This is a genomic window from Streptomyces sp. NPDC043896, from assembly GCF_056435605.1.
This window is the reverse complement of sequence record NZ_JBWKEE010000005.1, coordinates 382525-400897: the sequence shown is the minus strand read 5'-3', so window position 1 is coordinate 400897 and position 18373 is coordinate 382525. Positions and strand designations below refer to the sequence as shown.

Annotated in this window: 14 protein-coding genes; 3 read left to right on the top strand and 11 right to left on the bottom strand. The window is 76.2% G+C overall.

Annotated elements, in window-relative coordinates:
• Positions 1–90: 90 nt before the first annotated feature.
• The 11 genes from AC069X_RS10175 to AC069X_RS10125 all read right to left on the bottom strand — a co-directional run bounded on the left by AC069X_RS10175 (position 91) and on the right by AC069X_RS10125 (position 13609).
• Complete coding sequence (locus AC069X_RS10175) at positions 91–267, bottom strand: hypothetical protein (RefSeq protein WP_478726990.1); 177 nt, start codon at positions 265–267, stop codon at positions 91–93.
• 212 nt (positions 268–479) lie between these two features.
• Positions 480–1685, bottom strand: coding sequence for a JmjC domain-containing protein (locus AC069X_RS10170; protein ID WP_478726988.1), 1206 nt, complete (start codon positions 1683–1685; stop codon positions 480–482).
• Positions 1682–2611, bottom strand: coding sequence for a thiopeptide-type bacteriocin biosynthesis protein (locus AC069X_RS10165; RefSeq protein WP_478726986.1), 930 nt, complete (start codon positions 2609–2611; stop codon positions 1682–1684). Before AC069X_RS10165 ends, AC069X_RS10170 begins: the two co-directional genes overlap by 4 nt.
• 2 nt (positions 2612–2613) lie before the next feature.
• Entirely contained in the window at positions 2614–4128 is a 1515-nt protein-coding gene (locus AC069X_RS10160; protein ID WP_478726984.1) for a hypothetical protein, read from the bottom strand.
• A gap of 14 nt (positions 4129–4142) precedes the next feature.
• Complete coding sequence (locus AC069X_RS10155) at positions 4143–6185, bottom strand: TOMM precursor leader peptide-binding protein (protein WP_478726982.1); 2043 nt, start codon at positions 6183–6185, stop codon at positions 4143–4145.
• The gene (locus tag AC069X_RS10150; RefSeq protein WP_478726981.1) at positions 6182–7852 is read right to left on the bottom strand and encodes a hypothetical protein; all 1671 of its coding nucleotides are present in this window, start codon (positions 7850–7852) and stop codon (positions 6182–6184) included. Before AC069X_RS10150 ends, AC069X_RS10155 begins: the two co-directional genes overlap by 4 nt.
• Complete coding sequence (locus tag AC069X_RS10145) at positions 7849–10395, bottom strand: lantibiotic dehydratase (RefSeq protein ID WP_478726979.1); 2547 nt, start codon at positions 10393–10395, stop codon at positions 7849–7851. Before AC069X_RS10145 ends, AC069X_RS10150 begins: the two co-directional genes overlap by 4 nt.
• Complete coding sequence (locus tag AC069X_RS10140) at positions 10392–11276, bottom strand: ABC transporter permease (RefSeq protein ID WP_478726977.1); 885 nt, start codon at positions 11274–11276, stop codon at positions 10392–10394. The genes AC069X_RS10145 and AC069X_RS10140 overlap by 4 nt, the downstream gene beginning before the upstream one ends.
• Complete coding sequence (locus AC069X_RS10135) at positions 11273–12244, bottom strand: ABC transporter ATP-binding protein (RefSeq protein ID WP_478727028.1); 972 nt, start codon at positions 12242–12244, stop codon at positions 11273–11275. Before AC069X_RS10135 ends, AC069X_RS10140 begins: the two co-directional genes overlap by 4 nt.
• A 5-nt stretch (positions 12245–12249) precedes the next feature.
• The gene (locus tag AC069X_RS10130; RefSeq protein WP_478726975.1) at positions 12250–13353 is read right to left on the bottom strand and encodes a hypothetical protein; all 1104 of its coding nucleotides are present in this window, start codon (positions 13351–13353) and stop codon (positions 12250–12252) included.
• Between the two features lie 100 nt (positions 13354–13453).
• The gene (locus AC069X_RS10125) at positions 13454–13609 is read right to left on the bottom strand and encodes a thiazolylpeptide-type bacteriocin (protein ID WP_478726973.1); all 156 of its coding nucleotides are present in this window, start codon (positions 13607–13609) and stop codon (positions 13454–13456) included.
• 311 nt (positions 13610–13920) lie between these two features.
• Here AC069X_RS10125 and AC069X_RS10120 point away from each other — a divergent pair, with 311 nt between their 5' ends.
• Genes AC069X_RS10120 through AC069X_RS10110 form a run of 3 tightly spaced genes read left to right on the top strand, consistent with a single transcriptional unit; the run spans position 13921 to position 18328 of the window.
• On the top strand, positions 13921–15534 hold the full coding sequence (locus AC069X_RS10120; RefSeq protein ID WP_478726971.1) for a class I adenylate-forming enzyme family protein: 1614 nt from the start codon (positions 13921–13923) through the stop codon (positions 15532–15534).
• 11 nt (positions 15535–15545) lie between these two features.
• Positions 15546–16781, top strand: a complete 1236-nt coding sequence (hemA, locus tag AC069X_RS10115) for a 5-aminolevulinate synthase (protein ID WP_478727026.1) — start codon at positions 15546–15548, stop codon at positions 16779–16781.
• Positions 16778–18328 (top strand): AMP-binding protein, encoded by a 1551-nt coding sequence (locus AC069X_RS10110; protein WP_478726970.1) that lies wholly within the window; start codon positions 16778–16780, stop codon positions 18326–18328. The genes hemA and AC069X_RS10110 overlap by 4 nt, the downstream gene beginning before the upstream one ends.
• The last annotated feature ends 45 nt before the right edge of the window (positions 18329–18373 follow it).

The window sequence follows — 18373 nt, the reverse complement described above, 5'->3', positions numbered from 1 at the left end:
AGTGCTGTCGCGAGGGTTTCGAGATCTGTCGTCACAAACGGATCAACGAGACCCTCGCTTCATGCACCCGAAGACTTCGGACTTACTCGTCTAGGACCGGGTGCGGCGGGACGGGCGCAGCGTCAGGATCACCCCCGTGATGCCGGCGGCCAGGACGAGGATGCGCGGCATCGGCTGCGCGTCGTGCGGGAGCGCGCCGATGGCGATGACGGCGGCCAGGGTCAGGACGACCACCAGGGCGGCGGTGATCAGGGGTTTGGGCTTCACGGCGGAACTCCTCGGGGAAGAAGGGGCCGTGAGCCGCGCGCGGGGGATCGCACGGCCCACGGAGCTCGGGGCGGGGGCGGGGCGGGGTCGGGCCGGGGGCGGGCAGAGGGAACGGGGCCGGGGCGGGGGCGGACGAAGCCCGCCGGTCCCGGGCAGACGGGGCGCGGGGGCGGGCGGGAAGGCCCGGCCCGGCGCGGGGCCTGAGGGCCGGGTCAGGCGCGGGAGAGCAGCCCCTCCCGCCACAGCAGCCGCAGCACGTCCTCGGGAACCGGCAGCTCGGCCGGCGTGAACCGCTCGCGCCCCAGCAGCTCGCCCAGGACCGGGGCGGCGCCCGCCGGCAGGGTCAGGACCCGGTCGGCCAGCCGCAGCAGCAGCCGCTCCCCGTCCGCGTCGGCATCGGCGCTGAGGACGGCCTCGCGGTGCACCGTGAACACGGTGTCGGCGCCGATGCCGTCCCCGGCCAGCACCGCCGACACCTGGCGGAGCGGGGCCGGGAACTCCCCCAGCGCGGCGGTCCGCAGCAGGGCCGCGATCTCCTCGTCGGAGCTCTCCGCGAACCAGTCGGCCAGCCCCCGGCGCAGGTCCGCCACCGCCTCCACGGCCGTACCGGGATCGCGTACGAAGTCCGCCGGGAACGTCGTACGGCCGGGGACCTCCACGACGCGGGACAGGAGTTCGCCGACGGCCCAGTGCTCGGTCCACGCCGTCAGGCTCAGGGTCAGGTGCAGGGAGGACACGCCCTCGCTGCGGGCGGAGTGCACCCAGCCGCGCGGCAGCCACAGCACGTCGCCCGGCTCCAGGGTGACGACCTGCCAGGGCTCGATCGCGTCCAGCCGCGCGGTGGTCCACTCCCCCCGCTCGCGCAGCCGGTCCCAGGACTCGTGGGCCAGCGGGGCGGGCAGCACGGGCTCGCGCAGGGTCCACACCTTCGTGCCCTCGACCTGCACGATGAAGGAGTCGCGCGGGTCGAAGTGGGCGGCGAACCCCTGGGACTTGGGCGGGGTGACGTACGCGTTCACGTGCACCGGACGCGAGACGTCGTGCGCCAGCCGCCCGCTGAGGCGGGCGATGGGCTCGCTGTACTCCTGGAGGCCCTGCATCACCAGGGAGGCGCCCTCGGCGAGTTCGCCGGAGGTCTTGCGCACGTCGGGCGCGTCCGCGTACATCAGAGTGGCCCGGGTGTAGCGCTGGTCGGCGATCTGCGCGCCGTCGCGGATCACCCGGAAGTCGGGCAGCCGGCGGCCGCCGGCCGCGAGCGCGGAGTCCAGCGCCGCCCAGCCGAAGAGGTCCGCGAACCCGCCGGGGGAACGGAACACCCGCGGCTCGGCCGGCGGGGCGGCGCGGAAGGCGGCGGGGTCCGCGGTGAGCCGGCCGAGGGCGGTGAAGGCCGGCTGGGAAAGGGTGCCGAAGGGGGTCATGCCGTCCTCGCTGCGGTCGGGAGAAGTACGGGGTGGTGGGCGCCGGCCCGCGCCTGGCGGGCCAGGAGGAGGTAGCTGCGCAGCTCGTCGAGCGTGCTCAGGCCGAGCCGGTTGTGGAGCATGTGGACGTGGGAGAAGACGATCCGGGCCGTGTACGCCCCGTCCGGCCCCAGCCGGTCGGCGACGGCCCCGGACAGCGCGGCCTGCCAGGGCCGCAGCGGGCCGGGCGCGGAGACGGCCCGTTCCACCAGGTCCTGGCCGGCGGCGGTGAGCCGGTCGGCGGCGGTGGCGCACTCCGCCTCCAGCGCCGTGAGGGCGGCCGCCGGATACCCGGCGCGGAGCGCCCAGTCGTGCCAGGAGCTCGCGCCGAAGGCGGCGAAGCGGGCGGCGTCCAGCACGGACGCCGCGCTCGCGGTGGCCCGCAGGGCGAGGGCCGTACGGGCCTTGTCGCCGGGCCGGGTGCGCAGGAAGGCCAGGCACAGCTCGCTGGAGGTCGCGAAGAGGTCCTCGGAGACGCCGATCAGGGCGGGGCCGCCGTAGCGGTCGTACTCGGGGGCGTACGGGCTCTCGTACACGCCCGGCGCCACCAGGTCGCGCTCCTCGACGCGGGTCCCGCCCTCGCCCGCCTCGGACAGCCGCCGGGACTGCACGGCGAACCGGGCCGGGTCCAGGGGCTCCTCGCCGGGCAGCAGCCGGCCCGCGTCGGCGAGCCGGCCGGCGAGTTCGGCGGCGAGGGCGGCGCGGCGGGCGGCCGGCAGGTCCCGGACGCGCAGCCGGATGTGCGGGCCGCCCTGCCAGTAGCGCATGAAGAACCAGGTACCGGAGGGGACTTCGGCCATGGCCGGGCCCACCACGTCGGTGACGACCCGGTCGCCGAGGGACCGGTCCGCCGCCGCGAGGTGCAGGTGCCAGGAGGTCCAGTTCATGTTCACAGCCTCAGATCCAGGGGGAGTCCGGTGGAACGGGGTGTTCCGCTGATCACCGACAGCAGCACCGTCTCGTCGGGGTCCAGGCCCAGGGGCCGCTGGACGGCCAGGGTGTCGAAGGCCCGCGCGGGGCGGGCGTAGAGGCCGTGGGCGGCGGCGTTCAGGCACAGGCCCTGGGTGATCCAGCCGGCCGCGTACTGGGCCAGGGTCCAGGCACCCGGGCCGAGTTCGGCGATCAGCCCGTGCTGGCGCACGGAGCAGAACCAGACGGCCGAGGCGTGCCGGACGTCGCAGCCGTTGCCGGGGGCGAGCCGGTAGCCGTAGCCGGCCTCCAGGGCGGCCAGGGCTCCCGGGCCCGGCCGGTGCGGCAGCAGCCGGCCGCCGTCGAGGCGGTGGACCCCGTCCTCGAAGCCCTCGGTGTGCTGGACGGCGACCGTCACCCGGACCCGCTCGGCGACCCTGCGCAGCAGCTCCCCCGGCGGGGGTACGGCCGCCCAGGCGGCGGCCCCGGTCAGGGAGCCCCCGGGGACCCGGCGGAGCCGGCCGGACATGCCGGTGAGTCCGCGCGGCATCCGGCCGGAGCCGCGCTCCCACAGCACCTCGGCCCAGCTCAGGTCCCGGGCGGCGGCGCCGGAGGCGATGGCGGCGCCGAGCGGTGCCGCCTCCGTGGCGGGCAGGGCCGCCTGGGCGCGGTTGACGGCCAGGACCTCGTCGAGCGAGGGGTCGGCGGGGGCCGCCGCACCCGGCCGCTCCGGGGCCGTGGGGGCCGTGGGGGCCTTGGGGGCCTTGGGGGCGGCGGCGGGCGGGGCGGGCGGGGCGGCCGGCGGGGCCGCCGGGGTCACCCGGCCGTCCGCGGCCAGGTCGACGGTCAGCGGCCAGGACCACTCGCGCTCCGAGAGGCCGAGGGCGGCCAGCCCGGCGCCCGACGCCGGCAGCGTGAGCCGCCCGTCCAGGCCGAACAGCTCCAGGCCCACCGCCAGCGAGCGCAGGGAGATGCCCAGCTCCAGTTCGGTGAGGGTGCCGCGCAGCGGTCCGTAGAAGGCGGGCAGCCGGGTGTACCGGCCGGCCAGCAGGATCCGCCCCGGCCCCTCGCCGGCCGGTGCCCCCGCGAGGGCGGCCAGCGCGTGCCGGTGCACGTCCAGGACCTGCGGGCGGCCCGTCCCGGTGACGAAGGCCTGCACCGGGAAGAGGCTGCGTACGGAGGGCAGCGAGCGGTGCTCGAAGTAGGGGTTGGCGAGCTCCGCCCGCTGGAGCCCGAAGGCGGCCAGCAGCGCCCGCTCCAGCGGCCGGTCCGCGTTCCGCACCGGACGGCCCGCCGGGAAGGCGGCGTCCTCCAGCAGCTCCGAGGTGCCGTACGGCAGCGGCGTGCGGGCGGTGCCCGCCGCGCTCTCGGGGAGCGGTCCGGCGGCCTCGGCCACCTGGGCCGGGGTCGGGAAGTGGGAGCGGCCGGTGCCCTGCGCGTGGGCGTAGCGCAGCACGCGCCGCGACAGGGTGTCCGGTGCCGTCGACGTGCTCATCGAAGGGGCGCCTCTCACGGGAAGGGGTGGGGGTCGTAGGGCGCGCTCCGGTGCTCCTGCGGGGTGCCGCGCAGCGCGGCGGTGAGCCGGGGCAGCCCGGCGAGGCGCTGCTGGCTGTGCCCGAAGCACATCGGGAGGATCCCCGGCACGACCGCCTTGACGACGGCGACGCCCAGGTCGGTGTGGTCCCGGGTGGACTGGTCGACCAGCACGATCCGGTCCAGGCCGGCCCGCGCGAAGCGCTCCCGTACGAAGTCCAGGGCGCCCCGGACCGTGCCGCCGGCGGCGCGCACGATCCGGTCCGGCCAGTCGGGGAAGGCCTCCGCGAGGGCGACGCGGGGCCCGCCGAGGACGGCGGTGACCCGGGGCAGCGTCTCGGGGCGGTTGTACAGGTCGACGTGGTCCTCCAGGACGTCGACGGCCCAGGGGTCCTCGGCCATCGCCGCGCCGGCCTCGGGGTCGCCGGGCGGCCGGGTGACCATCTGGGTCAGCTCCCACAGGGCCGCGCGGACGGCGGACTCCGGGTCGACGCCCGAGCCGGCCGCCGACCAGCTGGCGGGGTGCCCGCCGGTGCGGTTGACGGCCAGCGCCCAGACCAGCGGGATGTCGATGTCGTGGGTGATGACCAGCAGGTGGGCGTCGTAGCCGTGGATGTCGATCGTGTCGAGCAGCCGCCGCGACACCGGGTCGGCGAGGCTCGCCGGGTCGATGGCCGGCAGCGGCACCGCACGGTGCCAGGCCATCAGGAACGCGTCGCGCTCGGCCAGTTCCAGCAGGGAGTGCAGGGCCGCCTCGGTGAGTCCGGAGCCCAGCGCGCAGCCGCTGGAGGAGTCCGGGAAGTGGCTGCGGCGGCGCTCCGGACCGTGGTCGCGGCGGGCCCCGTGGCGGTCGTGGCGGTGCAGGTACTCGTACCGGTAGAAGCCCACTTCGGCCGGGACGAGCACGGGCTCGCCCGTGTCGAGGTCGTGGCCCCACACCCAGTCCATGGGGGTGTCGGCGGTGCTCGGGATGACCCGCGACAGCGGGTGCGCGAGCTGCTCCTCGGTGTACGTGCCCAGCGTGGCCGGGTCGAGTGCGTGGTCGGCGATGTCCCGGTGGGCGAGGCCGGTCAGGACCTGCCCGTGGTGCGGGAAGCTGCCCATGCGCTCGTACGCCTCCAGCACCGCGACCGACTCGGCCCGGTCGAAGGTCAGGGCCCGCCCGTAGCCGTGCGCGGGCGACTCCGGCAGTACCGCGTTGCTCATCGCGTACGGGGCGTCGAGGTCCCGCATGACCTGGAGGACCGGCCCGTAGCGCGGGTCGACGAGGCGCCGGCGCAGCGCGCCGGGGGCCAGCAGTCCGGCGCCGCCGGTGCCGCGCACCGGGTCGTCGGGCGAGGCGGGCGGGTCGTCCAGGACCAGCCGGGGCGGCCGGGCCGCCGGGTCGGGGGCGGCGGCGGGCTCCGCGCACACGGGGCAGTCGAAGGTGCGGGGGACCCGGTGGCGGGAGACCCCGTCACCGCTCACGAAGAGCAGCTCGCCCGGGGCGAGCGGGCTGTCCCCGAGGGAGCCGGCGAGGGCCTCCAGCGCCTCGGCGAGGTACGGCAGCGGCGGGCGGCCGGTGCGGCAGGGCTGCTCCAGCCGGTCGGTCAGCGGGTGGTCGACGGCGATGCGGGCCCGGGTCTCGGCGCAGCCGGGGCAGCCGGAGTCGGTGCCGGGCGACCAGAGCGGGCCGACCTGGGCCTCGTCGCCGGTGAGGCGGACGGAGAGGTAGGGCTGCGCCGCCGCGCGGGCCCGGCGGTACAGGGCCGTCTCGCGCGCGAGGTCCCACGGGCCCGTGTGGACGGCGACGGCCTCCTCGGGCAGCCCGGCGGCGCGGGCGAGGCGCCGGGCGGGGGCCGGGGCGGCGTCGGAGGCCGGCGTGAGAGCCGCGGCCGGGGCCGGGGCGGCGTCGGAGGCCGGCGTGAGAGCCGCGGCCGGGGCCGGGGCGGCGCCGGAGGCCGGCGTGAGAGCCGCGGCCGGGACCGGGGCGGGGGCGTCCTGGGCTGCCGGGGCGTTCTCCGGGGTCACGGTGGTCATGCGGCGGCCTCCGTCACGGTGCCGAACCACAGCGGCGTCGGTCCCGCGAGCGGGTCGGCGGCGCGGGTGCCGTGCGGGACGAGCCGCTGCCGGGTCTGCGCGGCGAGGGCGGTGACCTCGGCGTCGGCGGCGTGCAGCAGCAGGGTGGTGTCCGGGGCCGGGGAGACCAGCTCGCGGCCCCGGATCCGGCGGGTCTGGACGCGGGTCAGCGCGGTGCTGAGCGCGGCGAGCACGGCGCGGGCCGGGTCGGGTCCCCAGGCGGAGGCCAGTTCCTCGCCGGAGGCGCGGTCGCGGACGCGGGCCAGCGGCCAGCCGACGCCGGGCACCCGGAACAGGGCCGGCTCGACGGACAGCAGCTCGTGGTCCTCCAGGGTCCGCCAGAGCACCCGCGCGGCGGTGTCCAGTTCCCCGAACGCGGGGACCCCGTCGGCGGGTAGGGCCCGCTCCGCGAGGAGCCGCAGCGAGCCGTCCAGCAGCCAGCGTTCCTCGGTGGTGGCGGCGGCGCCGACTCCGCCCGGGGCGGGGTCGCACTGGGCGCGGAGCGCGGCGAGGGCCACGGCCACCGAGGAGGCCCGCTGGTTGCCGCCCCAGGCGGCGACGGAGCCGGGCCGGCCGTCGCGGTGCTCGGCCTCGGCGATGCCCAGCGGCAGCTGCGGCAGGTTCTCGGGGGTGACCAGCTCGAAGGGGCCGGTCCACGGCGCGGCGACGGCCTGGACGTGCGCGACGGCTTCGTCGAGGCCGGCCGCGGGCGCGGCCGGGGCCGGGGCGGCGAGGTCGACGCGGGTGGCGTTCAGCTCGGCGCCGTGCACCACGTACGCGGTGTCCCCGGGCGTTCCGGCGGTGCCGGTCAGCACCCGGTACGCGAGCTGTCCGGCGAGGGCCCCCGCGAGGGCGTCGGCGGCGGCGCCCGGCCGGACGCCGGGGGTCTTCACCCAGCGGGCCACCCGCGCGGCGACGGCCTCCAGGCGGCCGGGGGCGCCGACCGCCTGCGGGCCGACCAGGTGGAAGTGGCCGTCCTGGCGCACCGGTACGACCGCGCAGTGCTCCGGCAGCCGGGCGGCCTGCCGGGCCAGCACCCCGTCGAGGAGGTCGCCCGGGGCGCAGACGACGGCCGCGTCGGCATCGGCGTCGACGCCGTCGGGGGTCAGCGCGAGGACCTCCGCGCCGAGCCGCGCCGCGGCGCCCGCGACGGCCTCCGGGTCGGGCACGGCGAGCACCAGCCGCCCGGCACCGGTTCGGGCGAGCCCGCGCGCGGCGGGCAGTGCGAAGGCGGCGGGGCCGGAGACGAGCACGGTGGCGGCGCGCAGCCGCGCGAACGCGGCGTACGGGTCGTCGAGCAGGGTCTCCAGGTCGGCGAGGACGTCGCGGTGGCGCTCGCGGGTCGCGGCGTCGGGCTCGGGCGTACCGAGGGCGTCGAGGTCGAGCAGGAGCCGCTGCGCGCGGAAGGTGTCCAGCAGCCTGCGTACGACGGGCCGGGCCGCTTCGGCGCCGAGCGCGGCGACGAGGGAGTCCTCGTCGGAGCCTTCCTCCAGCAGCGGTACGCACACGTCGGCCACGCGGAAGAGCGCCGCCGGGCCGCGTACGACGAAGGAGGTCCCCTCGGCGCCGAAGTACACGCCGTCCGGCACCGGTGCGTAGTGCACGGCCGGGCGAAGCCTGGTCCTCATCGGTCCTCCTGGTCCATGGTGTGCGGGTTCCGTACGGGTGCCCGGTCGTCGGTGGGCCCGTGGCCGGGCCGGGTGTAGGTGAACCGTCCGCCGGACGGCCGGCTGATCTCGACCGCCCATTCGTAGGCGTGCGGCGAGGCTCCGGCGGAGGGCAGCGCCTCCTCCAGGTATCCGCTGCCGTCGCGGTCGAGGAAGCGGGGCAGCGCCCGGGTGAGCAGGGCACTGGTGAGGTCGGCGTACTGGGGTTTGCGCGGGCGGTCCTTGGACCGGCCCGCGCCCGGGTCGGCGACGGCCCGTACGGGTTCGGGCTTGAGGACGACCTCGGCGGGGACGCCGTGGCGGGCGCGCCAGCGGGTGAGCGCGAGCATCCGGCCGGCGTCGCCGGTGGTCCCCCGCACGGCTTCGTCGAATTCCGCGTCCGGGTACCAGCGGCGGCGCTGGAGGACGACGGAACCGGCGCACAGCCGGGGCGTGTTCACCCCGGCGAGCGGTTCCCCGGGGGTGTGCCCGGAGCCGCCGAGGCCGCCGGGCATGCCCAGGTCGGGCAGCAGCCGGCCTCCGCTGACCAGCCAGTTGGCCAGGCGCAGCGGCGGCGGCAGCAGCTCGGGGTGGCCGGTGCCGAGGGTGAGGACGTGCAGCGGGCGGCCGTCGGCGTCCTCGACGTGCAGCCGGTCGAGGTCCGGGTCGTGAACGAGCCGCATCCCGTACCAGTCGTCGGCGTGCAGCCGGGTGTCGAGGACGGGGGCGTGCGCGTTGACGCTGACCCCGTGCAGGCCCCGGTCCTCCGCCGGGACGGTGGCGCCGGTGGCGTGCCGTTCCAGGAGGCGGCGGCGCAGCCGGGGCAGGGCCCGGCCGCCGAGTCCGGCGTCGTGGCCGAGGAACCGGCCGTAGAGCATGCCGTGGCCGGGGTAGGAGTCGTTGAACACCAGCCGTCCGGCGTCGGGCTGGACGAGCACCGTGTAGGCGATGGCGTCCTGCCGGAACCGGTCGGGCAGCGGGGCGGCCAGCGCGGCGAGGTGTCCGGCGGGCCAGACGACCTCGGGGGTGTCCGCGTCCCGGCCGGCGAGGCCGGCGCGGATCTCGCCGAGGAGGCGGGTGCGCAGCAGGCGCAGCGGGGCGAGGGTGGCGCAGCCGGCCACGACCCGTTCGTTGACGGCGCGGACGAGCGGCCGGGCGTGGTCGGTGAGGCGTACGGAGGCGCCGTGCCCGAACCGTTCGGTGAACACGTCGGTGAGGACGGCGCGGATGTCGTGCAGCCGGTCGAAGACCGACAGGAACTCCATCGTGTCGGCCAGGTCGGCCAGTTGACGGGTGTGGCCGGTGGTGTCGACCAGCATCGGGGCCAGCAGGTAGTCCTCGGAGACGGTGAGCGCGGCCGGGCGGCGGGCCCGGCGGGTCAGCTCCGAGGTGAGGCCGTCGACGCGGCGCAGGGCCTCGGCCCGCTGGGCGTGTCCGGCGTCGGCGAGGCCGGCCAGCGCCTCGCGCAGCGCGGCGCCCTCGGGGGCTCCGTCGAGGGGGTCGGCGGCGCAGTCCTCGGGGCCGTCGGTGGTGCACAGGACCCCGGCGCCGAGGGCGCCGAGGACCAGGCCGGTGGCCTCTTCGGGCGTGCGGCCGAGGGCGCGGGAGACGTCGTCGGCGACGGCGGCGACGGTACGGGGGCCCATGTCGGTGGCGTCCAGGAGCCGGCGCAGCGGCGGGGTGAGCGCGGTCGACAGCAGCCGGGTGCTGTCCTCGCCGGCCTTCACGAAGGAGATCCGGTCGGGCTCGGGGCCGGGCGACAGGGTGGGCGACTGCCGGACCCAGGTGCCGGGGCCGGGCGGGGTGCCGGGGCGGGCGGCGCGGGCGACGTAGCCGAGCATGGCGTGGTCGAGGTGGGGGAAGGAGCGGGCGCCGGGGAAGCCGGCCTCCTCGGGCGGGGTGCCCTCGGGCGAGGGGACGGCCAGTCCGACGGCGGTGAACCGGGCGAGGGGGCTCGTACGCATCATCGCGCGGGTCACGTACTGGAGCAGGCCGCGCTCGGACTTGGCGGCCCGGGACAGGGTGCCCTCGCGGTAGCGGACGGCGGCCCGGTGCACCTCGGGGGCGAGCAGGGCGAGCGAGCGCAGCAGGTCCTCGTCGCCGAGGAGGCCGCGGAGGGTGCCGCGTTCGCGCTCCAGCGCGCCGGGGTGTCCGGCGGCCGCCCCGGCCAGCAGTCCGTCGCGCAGGAGGCGCAGCTCCAGCCAGCGCAGGAACTCCGCGGGGGCGGGGTCGGGCAGGGTGGCGGGCACCCGGTCGTTGTGCACGGCCCGGCGTACGGCGACCAGCGCGGCCCGCTCGTCGGCGGGGGCCGCGCCGATCAGTTCGTACAGGGTGTCGCAGCACGCGGTGGAGGCGGCGGCCAGCGCGCCCTCCGCGCGGGCCAGTTCCTCCAGCGCGGCGGCGAGGGCGGGGTCGGCGAGGCGGGTGCGGCGCAGCGGGTTGACGCGGAGCATCCAGACGGGCTCGGTGGTCTCGGCCCCGGCGGCGGCCGGCGTGGCGGCGGGGCGCTCTTCGGTGACGGTCACCGGAAGTCCTTCCTGGTCCGGTACGTGTGCGCGGCGATGCTCAGCAGCAGCCCGCCGGCGATCCAGGCGGTCAGGACGAGGGCGACGCGGCCCAGTTCCCAGTCGTGGACGGGTTCCAGCGCGGCCATGTCCTCGGGCAGCAGGGCCGCCCGCATGCCCTGGGCCATCCACTTGAGCGGGAAGAGGGCGCCGATCCGCTGCACGGTGTGGGGCAGGCCGGAGAAGGAGTAGTAGACGCCGGAGACGAACTGGAGCAGCACGAAGGGGAACTGGACGGCGGCGGTGATGGTGCGCCGGTCGGTGATCAGGGAGCCGACGGCGATCCCGAGCAGGGCGGTGGCCGCCGTGCCGAGGAGGAACACCCAGGCCAGGGTGGCCCAGCGGGCGGGGTCGGTGGGGAGGGGGAAGTCGAACACGGCGACGGCCAGGACGAGTACGGCGGCGGACTGCAGGACCGCCAGCACGAGGACCAGGACGGTCTTCGCGAGGAAGTAGCCGCCCGTCGCGAAGGGCGTTCCGCGCAGCCGCTTCAGGGAGCCGTCGCCGCTTTCCAGGGCGATGCCGGTCGCGAGGACGCCGAAGGCCGCGGACATGATGCCGGAGGCGAGGACGCCGGCCACCACCACGTCGTGCATGGGCACGGTGTGGTCGCCGGCCTTCATCGTGAACACCGAGCCGAAGAGCAGCATCAGCATCACGGGCAGGGCCATGTTCATGGCGACGGCGGTGCGGTTGCGGAAGAAGACCCGCAGTTCGGCGCGGGCGCGCAGGAGGCCGGTGCGGACGACGCCGGGCAGCGGCCCGCGGGCGGCCGGGATGCCGGCCGGGGCGGCCGGGACGGGCGCTGCGGCGAGGTCCGCGGCCGACGGGGTGGGCGTCATGGGGTCCTGCTCCTTTCGCGTGGGTGGTCTTCGCGGGGGTGTTCGCGGGCGTCCTCGATCAGCCGGAGGTAGCGGCTCTCCAGGGAGGGGCGGCGGATCTCCAGGCCGGGGACGTCGGCGCCGAGCCGGTCGCGGAGTTCCTCCAGGACGGGGCCGACCTCGGGGGTGGTGACGGTGCGGACGCGGCCGTCCTCCCGCCAGGAGACCTCCGTACCGGCGCCGGTGCCGCCGAGTTCGGCGGGCGGGGCGACCTCGCGGACGCGGCCGCCGGCGAGGACGGCGACGCGGTCGGCGAGGCGCTCTGCCTCGTCCAGGTAGTGGGTGGTCAGCAGGACGGTGGTGCCCTCGGCGCGCAGCCGCTCGATCATGGCCCAGCAGTCGCGGCGGGCCTCCGGGTCGAGGCCGGTGGTCGGCTCGTCGAGGAAGAGCAGCTCCGGGCGGCCCACGACCGCCAGGGCCAGGTCCAGGCGGCGGCGCTGGCCGCCGGAGAGGGAGCCGAGGAGGGCCTTGGGGCGGTCGGCCAGGTCGACCAGTTCCAGGGCCCGGGTGACGGGGAGGGGGTTCGAGTAGGTCAGGCCGATCTGCTCGACGAGTTCGCCGACGCGCCAGCCCTCGTGGTCGGTGCCGCTCTGCTGGACGATGCCGATGCGGTCGCGCCATTCCCGGCCGGCCCGGCCGGGGTCCTGGCCGAGGACGCGGACGGTGCCGCCGGTGCGGTGGCGGAAGCCCTCCAGGATCTCGATGGTGGTGGTCTTGCCGGCGCCGTTGGGGCCGAGCACCCCGTAGACCTCGCCGCGGCGGACCTCCAGGTCGACGGAGTCCACGGCGACGCGGGCGCCGTAGGCCTTGTGCAGCCCGCGGACCTCGACGGCGAGCTCCGGGTCGCCGGAGCCGGTGGTGCGGCCGGAGCCGGAGTCGGGGCCGGAGCCGAAGGAGCCGTGGTCGGAGTCGGAGTCGGGCCAGGTCATCGGGGTCACGCCGCCGCCTTCCTGCCGGACGCGCGGTCCAGGCGCTCGCGCCAGCTCTCGCCGTACACCTCGTCGACGGTCTCGGCGACGGCGAAGCACAGGTAGTAGCGCTGGACGGGGGTGACGCCGAGCAGCGGGAGCCGGCTGTAGAAGAGGTTGATGAGCACCCGGTACGAGGCGAACCAGGCCGGGGTGTCGTCCGTCAGCCGGCTCTCGGCGACGGTCGCGTGGAACGCGCTGCGGCCCTCGCCCGCCGGTCCGGTCGCCCCGGGCGGGCGGGTGCTCTCGCGGTCGAGGGCGGGCGCGAGTTCGTCGAGCAGGGCGGCACTGAGGTCGCCCCGGTCGGCGAGGGTGTCGAAGACGCCCATGCCGTACGCGAACGCGGCCCGCCACTCGGATGCGGCGGCGCTCTCGCCGCCGTCGCGGGCACGCTCGACGAGTGCGCGCAGCGAGGGCGCGTCGGCGGCCAGCCTGCGGCGGAAGGAGGGGCGGGGGTCCTTGGTGGCGCCCGCCCAGTGCAGGAAGGCCTCGGCGTGGGAGCGCAGCGAGAACACCCCGTACGCGGGACCGCCGGGGTGGGCCGTGCACAGGGCGGTGAAGGCCTCGGCGAGCGCCGTCACGGGTACGGCCGCGCCGGGGCCGTCGGCGAGGCCGAGCAGCCGGGCCAGCGGGGCGGACATCCGGGTCAGGGCGAGTTCGCGCGCGCCTTCGAGGGCTTCGGGGCGGCGCGGACCGGGCGGTGTGTCGAGCCACTGGAGGGTGCCGCGCGGGTGCAGAGGAAGGTAAGGGGGCTCGACGCGTTCCAGCCGGCCCAGTTCTCGGGCCTGCGCGAGGTACTGTTCCCCGGTCATCGGGTCGGGGAGTTCACCGGTACGCCAGTCGATGTTCCGGGATATCTCCTCCCACGGAATGCCTTTCGGGCCGCGCGCGATCAGGTCGATGTGCGGGCCGTGTTTCCAGCCCCGGCCCAGATAGGCGACGGAAGCGTTGTGCTCGATCCGCAGGGATCGCAGTACCGGCACCATCACCCGGGAAATCCAGTGGGGAGCGATCGGTGATTGCGCATGAAAGCGCAGGCCGATCGTGCGCTCGTTCGGGGCGCTTCGCATGTCTGTCACCTCTCGTTCGCCGGGCAGGCGCCCGCCCACCGCCGGAGGCGACGGGGGGCGGGGCGCCTTGCTCAGGTGTTCCTGAGTCCTGGGTCCTTCGTCAGCAGCAGGACGAGGAGGAGGACGAGGAGCAGCACAGCCAGTCACCGCTGGAGGCGCCCATCTCGGGGAGGGCGACGCCGTCGGCCACGTCGAGGACCTCCAGCTCCTCCAGCTCGAAGGAAGCGAAGTCCTCGGTGCCCAGGTTCTTGTCCATGTGAATTCCTTTTCACTGTTTCTCGTTTCCAGCCGGTCGGCCGGACGAGAAGAATCATGGCCGGATCGATTCGTTCTCCGCCAGAGTTCCGGCATTCCCCCTGACAGGGGTCACGCCGCTCCGTGACATTCGTCATGCGGGGCTTACGCGTACGCGCGCGCCTTGACAGAGTGCGTTTCCGGAACGGGGCCTGGAATGACATCTGTCACGACCTGGCGTGATCCGTGTCAGCACCCCGCCCGAATTCCTTGTACGGGCCTTTCCCGCGGGTGAGCATGCGGGAGACCCGTCTTCACAGGGAACGGAATGGCGTGACCGGACGATCCACTACGCAGGGGCACTACGTCGCCCGGATGCTCGACGCATTCGCCCGGGCTCCCGGGGAACCCCGCATCCACTGGCGGGCCGGCTCCCTCGACGGGGCCGCCCTCATCCGGTCCGTGCACCGGGCCCGCGCGGCACTGCGCGCGGCGGGCGCGGGCGGCGGCTCGACGGTGGGGATCCTCACCGGGGCCAACCACCCGCTGACGTTCACCGCCCGGTACGCGGCCCACCTGCTGGGCGCCACCGTCGTGTACGTCCGCTCCACCAACCCCGGTTCGGACCTGGCGCTCCCGGCGGCCGAACAGGCCGCGCTCCTGGCCGAGTGCGGGGCCGGCGTCCTGGCCGTGGACCCGGCGCACGCCGGGCGCGGCGCCGAGCTCGCCCGGCTGCTGCCGGGGCCACTGGCCGTCACCGTGCTGGACCCGGCCGGTCCCGACACCGGGCACGACACCGGGTACGACACCGGCCCGGGCCCGGCCGGGGCCGCGCACGACTCCGGTCCCGGCCCCGAAGCGCTCACCCCCGACTGCGCGGTGATCACGTACACCAGCGGGAGCAGCGGCCGCCCCAAGGGCGTGCGGCAGTCCTTCGCCGCCTGGAACGGGCTCGTGCTCCTCGACTCGGCCTGGCTGGAGGCGCGGCCGCCCGAGCGGATGCTGGTCGTCACCCCGACGAGCCACACCGTCGCCGTCATGGCGGACGTGGTCCTCGCCTCGGGCGGCTCCCTCGTCGTCCACGAGGGCTTCGACGCCGCCGGCGTGCTCGCGGCCTTCGGGGCGGAGCGGATCACCCGCACCTACCTGACCGTGCCCCAGCTGTACCGGCTGATCGACCACCCCGACGTGACCCGGGCCCGCCTCGGCACGCTGCGCCAGCTCGTCTACAGCGGCTGCGCCGCCTCACCGGCCCGGCTGGCCGAGGCCTTCCGCGTGTTCGGCCCCTCGCTGGTGCAGTGCTACGGCTCCACCGAGGCGGGCCGGATCACGGTGCTGGACCAGCTCGACCACTTCGAGGAGGAGCTGCGCTCCAGCGTGGGCCGGCCCTTCCCCGGGGTGGAGGTGCGCATCGCCGCCCCCGGCTCCGTCGAGGAGGTCCCGTACGGCGCCACCGGGGAGGTCCTGGTGCGCTCCCCGCACGTGATGAGCGGCTACCAGGGTGCGCCCGCCGGGAGCGCGGAGGTCCTGCGGGACGGCTGGCTGCGCACCGGGGACCTCGGGTACCGGGACGCGTACGGCTACCTGCACCTGGTGGACCGGATCGGACGGGTCGTCAAGGCGGCCGGGGTGAAGGTCCGTCCCGCCGAGGTGGAACGGGCCCTGCTCACCCATCCCGCCGTCGCCGACTGCGCGGTGTTCGGGCTGCCGGACCCCGTCGCCGGCGAGGCCGTGCACGCGGCCGTGGTGCTCCGCGTCCCCTGCGGGCCGCAGGACCTGGGCCGGCACGTCGCCTCGGTCCTCTCCCCCGCCCACGTACCCGGGCGGATCACCTTCCGGCCCGAACTCCCCCTGACCGACTCCGGAAAACCCGACCTGCGGCGCCTGCGGGACGCGGCGCTCTCCGGCGAGTCCTCGACCTCCGAAGAAAGCGAGCTGTCATCGTGACCGTTTCCACCGTGAACCACCAGTCCCACCTGGCGTTCTTCGCCGACCGTGCCGCCGTGCCCGACGCCGGCAAGCGGGAGTTCCTGGAGATCGGCCGCCGGGCCGGGCGCTTCCCCAGCGCCGTCACCGGCGGCGGCTCCGGCGGCGGCACCCGGGAGGACGCTGTCGAGATCAGCGTCTGGTGCAGCAACGACTACCTCGGAATGGGCCAGCAGCCGAAGGTCATGGCGGCGATGCGGGAGGCCCTGGACCGGTTCGGCGCCGGCTCCGGCGGCTCGCGCAACATCGGCGGCACCAACCACGTGCACGTGCGGCTGGAGGAGGAACTCGCGGCCCTGCACGGCAAGGAAGCGGCCCTGCTGTTCACCTCGGGCTACACCGCGAACGACGGCGCCCTCACGGTGATCGCCGGCGCGGTCCCGGACTGCGTGGTCTTCTCGGACGAGCTGAACCACGCCTCCGTCATCGACGGGCTGCGGCACAGCGGCGCCGCCAAGCGGATCTTCCGCCACAACGACACCGCCCACCTGGAGGAGCTGATCGCGGCCGAGCCCGCGGAGCGGCCCAAGCTGATCGTGCTGGAGTCCGTGTACTCGATGTCCGGCGACGTCGCGCCGCTCCGCGAAGTCACCGCGATCGCCCGGAAGTACGGGGCGACGGTCTTCCTCGACGAGGTCCACGCGGTCGGCATGTACGGGCCGCGCGGCGCGGGCATCGCGGCCCGGGAGGGCCTGGCCGACGACATCGACGTGGTCATGGGCACCCTCGGCAAGGGCTTCGGCACCGCCGGCGGCTACATCGCGGGCCCGGCGGCCCTCGTGGACGCCGTACGGACCCTGTCCCGGCCGTTCGTGTTCACCACCTCGCTGCCCCCCGCGGTCGCGGCGGGCGCGCTGGCCGCCGTACGCCACCTCGTGGACTCGGAGGCCGAGCGGACCGCGCTGCACCGCAACGCCGGCCTGCTGCACCGGCTGCTGCGGGAGAAGGGCATACCCTTCCTCTCCGACCAGTCGCACATCGTGTCCGTGCTGATCGGCGAGGACGCGGCCTGCAAGGAGGCCTCGGCGCTGCTGCTGGAGCGCTACGGGATCTACGTGCAGGCGATCAACGCCCCGAGCGTGCGCACCGGCGAGGAGATCCTGCGGATCGCACCCGGCGCGGTGCACCGCGCGGCCGAGGTGGAGAAGTTCGCGGAGGCCCTGGACTCGGTCTGGCTGGAGCTCGGCCTGCCGCGGACCGCGGGATGAGCACCGCCGGCCGTTCCTCGGTGGCGTCCGTGCTGGCCGCGTCGGCGGCCCGGCGGCCCGGGCATCCCGCGCTCGTCTTCGGCGGCGAGGTCCACACGTACGCCGCCCTGTGGGCGGACGCCCGCCGGTACGCGGCGGCGCTGCGCGCGCACGGGCTGGGGCCCGGCGACAGGGTGGCGCTGCTGCTGCCCAACACGCCGGTCTTCCCGGCGGCCTACTACGGGGCGCTGGCGCTGGGCTGCGTCGTCGTACCGGTCCACGAGCACTCCCGGGCCCCCGAGATCGGGCACGTGCTGCGGGACTCCGGGGCCAGGGCGCTGGTCTGCGCCGGCCCCCTGCTGCCGGAGGCGGCCGGGGCGGCGCGGGCCGCCGGGACCGCGCTGCTCACCGTCGACGCCGACGGGGAGCCGGCCGCCGCGGGCCTGCCCGCCCTGGACCGGGAGGCGCGGCGGTCGGAACCGGTCGCCGGGCCGGTCCCGCGTGCTGCGGAGGACCTCGCGGTGGTGCTCTACACCTCCGGTACGACGGGCACCCCGAAGGGCGTGATGCTCACGCACGGCAGCGTGCTGGCGAACATCACCACGACCGCCCGCACCCCGTTCGCGTTCGACGGCCGGGACGTGCTGCTGGGCGCGCTGCCGCTGTCCCACACCTTCGGCCAGATCTGCGGGATGGGCGTGTGCTTCCACTCCGGGGCCACCCTCGTCCTGATGCCCCGCTTCGGCGGGGCCCGGGCGCTGGACCTGATGGTCACCCACGGCTGCACGGTGGTGATGGGTGTGCCGACGATGTACCACGCCCTGCTGGAGGCGGCGGCCCGCGATCCGCGCCGGCCGCCGCTGGAGCGCGCCTACTCGGGCGGTTCCTCCCTGCCCCCGGCGGTGCTGCGGCGGGTCGAGGAGGTGCTGGGCGCCCCCGTGTACGAGGGCTACGGGCTGACCGAGACCTCGCCCAGCGTCAGTTACAACCAGCCGGGGCTGCCGCGCCGGGCGGGGACCGTCGGGCTGCCGATCCCCGGGGTCGAGGTCGGCATCGCCGCCGCCGGGGAGGGCCCGGTGCGGCTGCTGGCGGCGGGCGAGCGCGGGGAGATCGTCGTACGCGGCCACAACCTGATGGCCGGCTACCTGGGCCGCCCGGAGGCCACCGCCGAGGTGCTGGTGGAGGGCTGGCTGCGGACCGGGGACATCGGGTCGCGGGACGAGGACGGCTACCTGCGCGTCCTGGACCGCAAGAAGGACGTCGTCATCCGCGGCGGCTACAACGTCTACCCGCGCGAGGTGGAGGAAGTCCTCCTGGACCATCCGGCGGTGGCCCAGGCCGCCGTCGTCGGCGTCCCGCACGAGGTGCTCGGCGAGGAGGTCTGCGCGGTCCTGCGGCCGGCGCCGGGCGTCCGGCCCGGCGCCGGCCTGGCCGAGGAGATCACCGCGTGGAGCGGCCGGCGGCTGGCCCGCCACAAGTACCCGCGCCGGATCGCTTTCACCGAGGCCTTCCCGGTGGGACCCACCGGGAAGGTCCTCAAGGCCGAACTGGCCGGTCTCTTCCGCTAGCCGGGCTGCCCCGGCCCCCGTGGGACGGACCGGTGCGTACGCTGC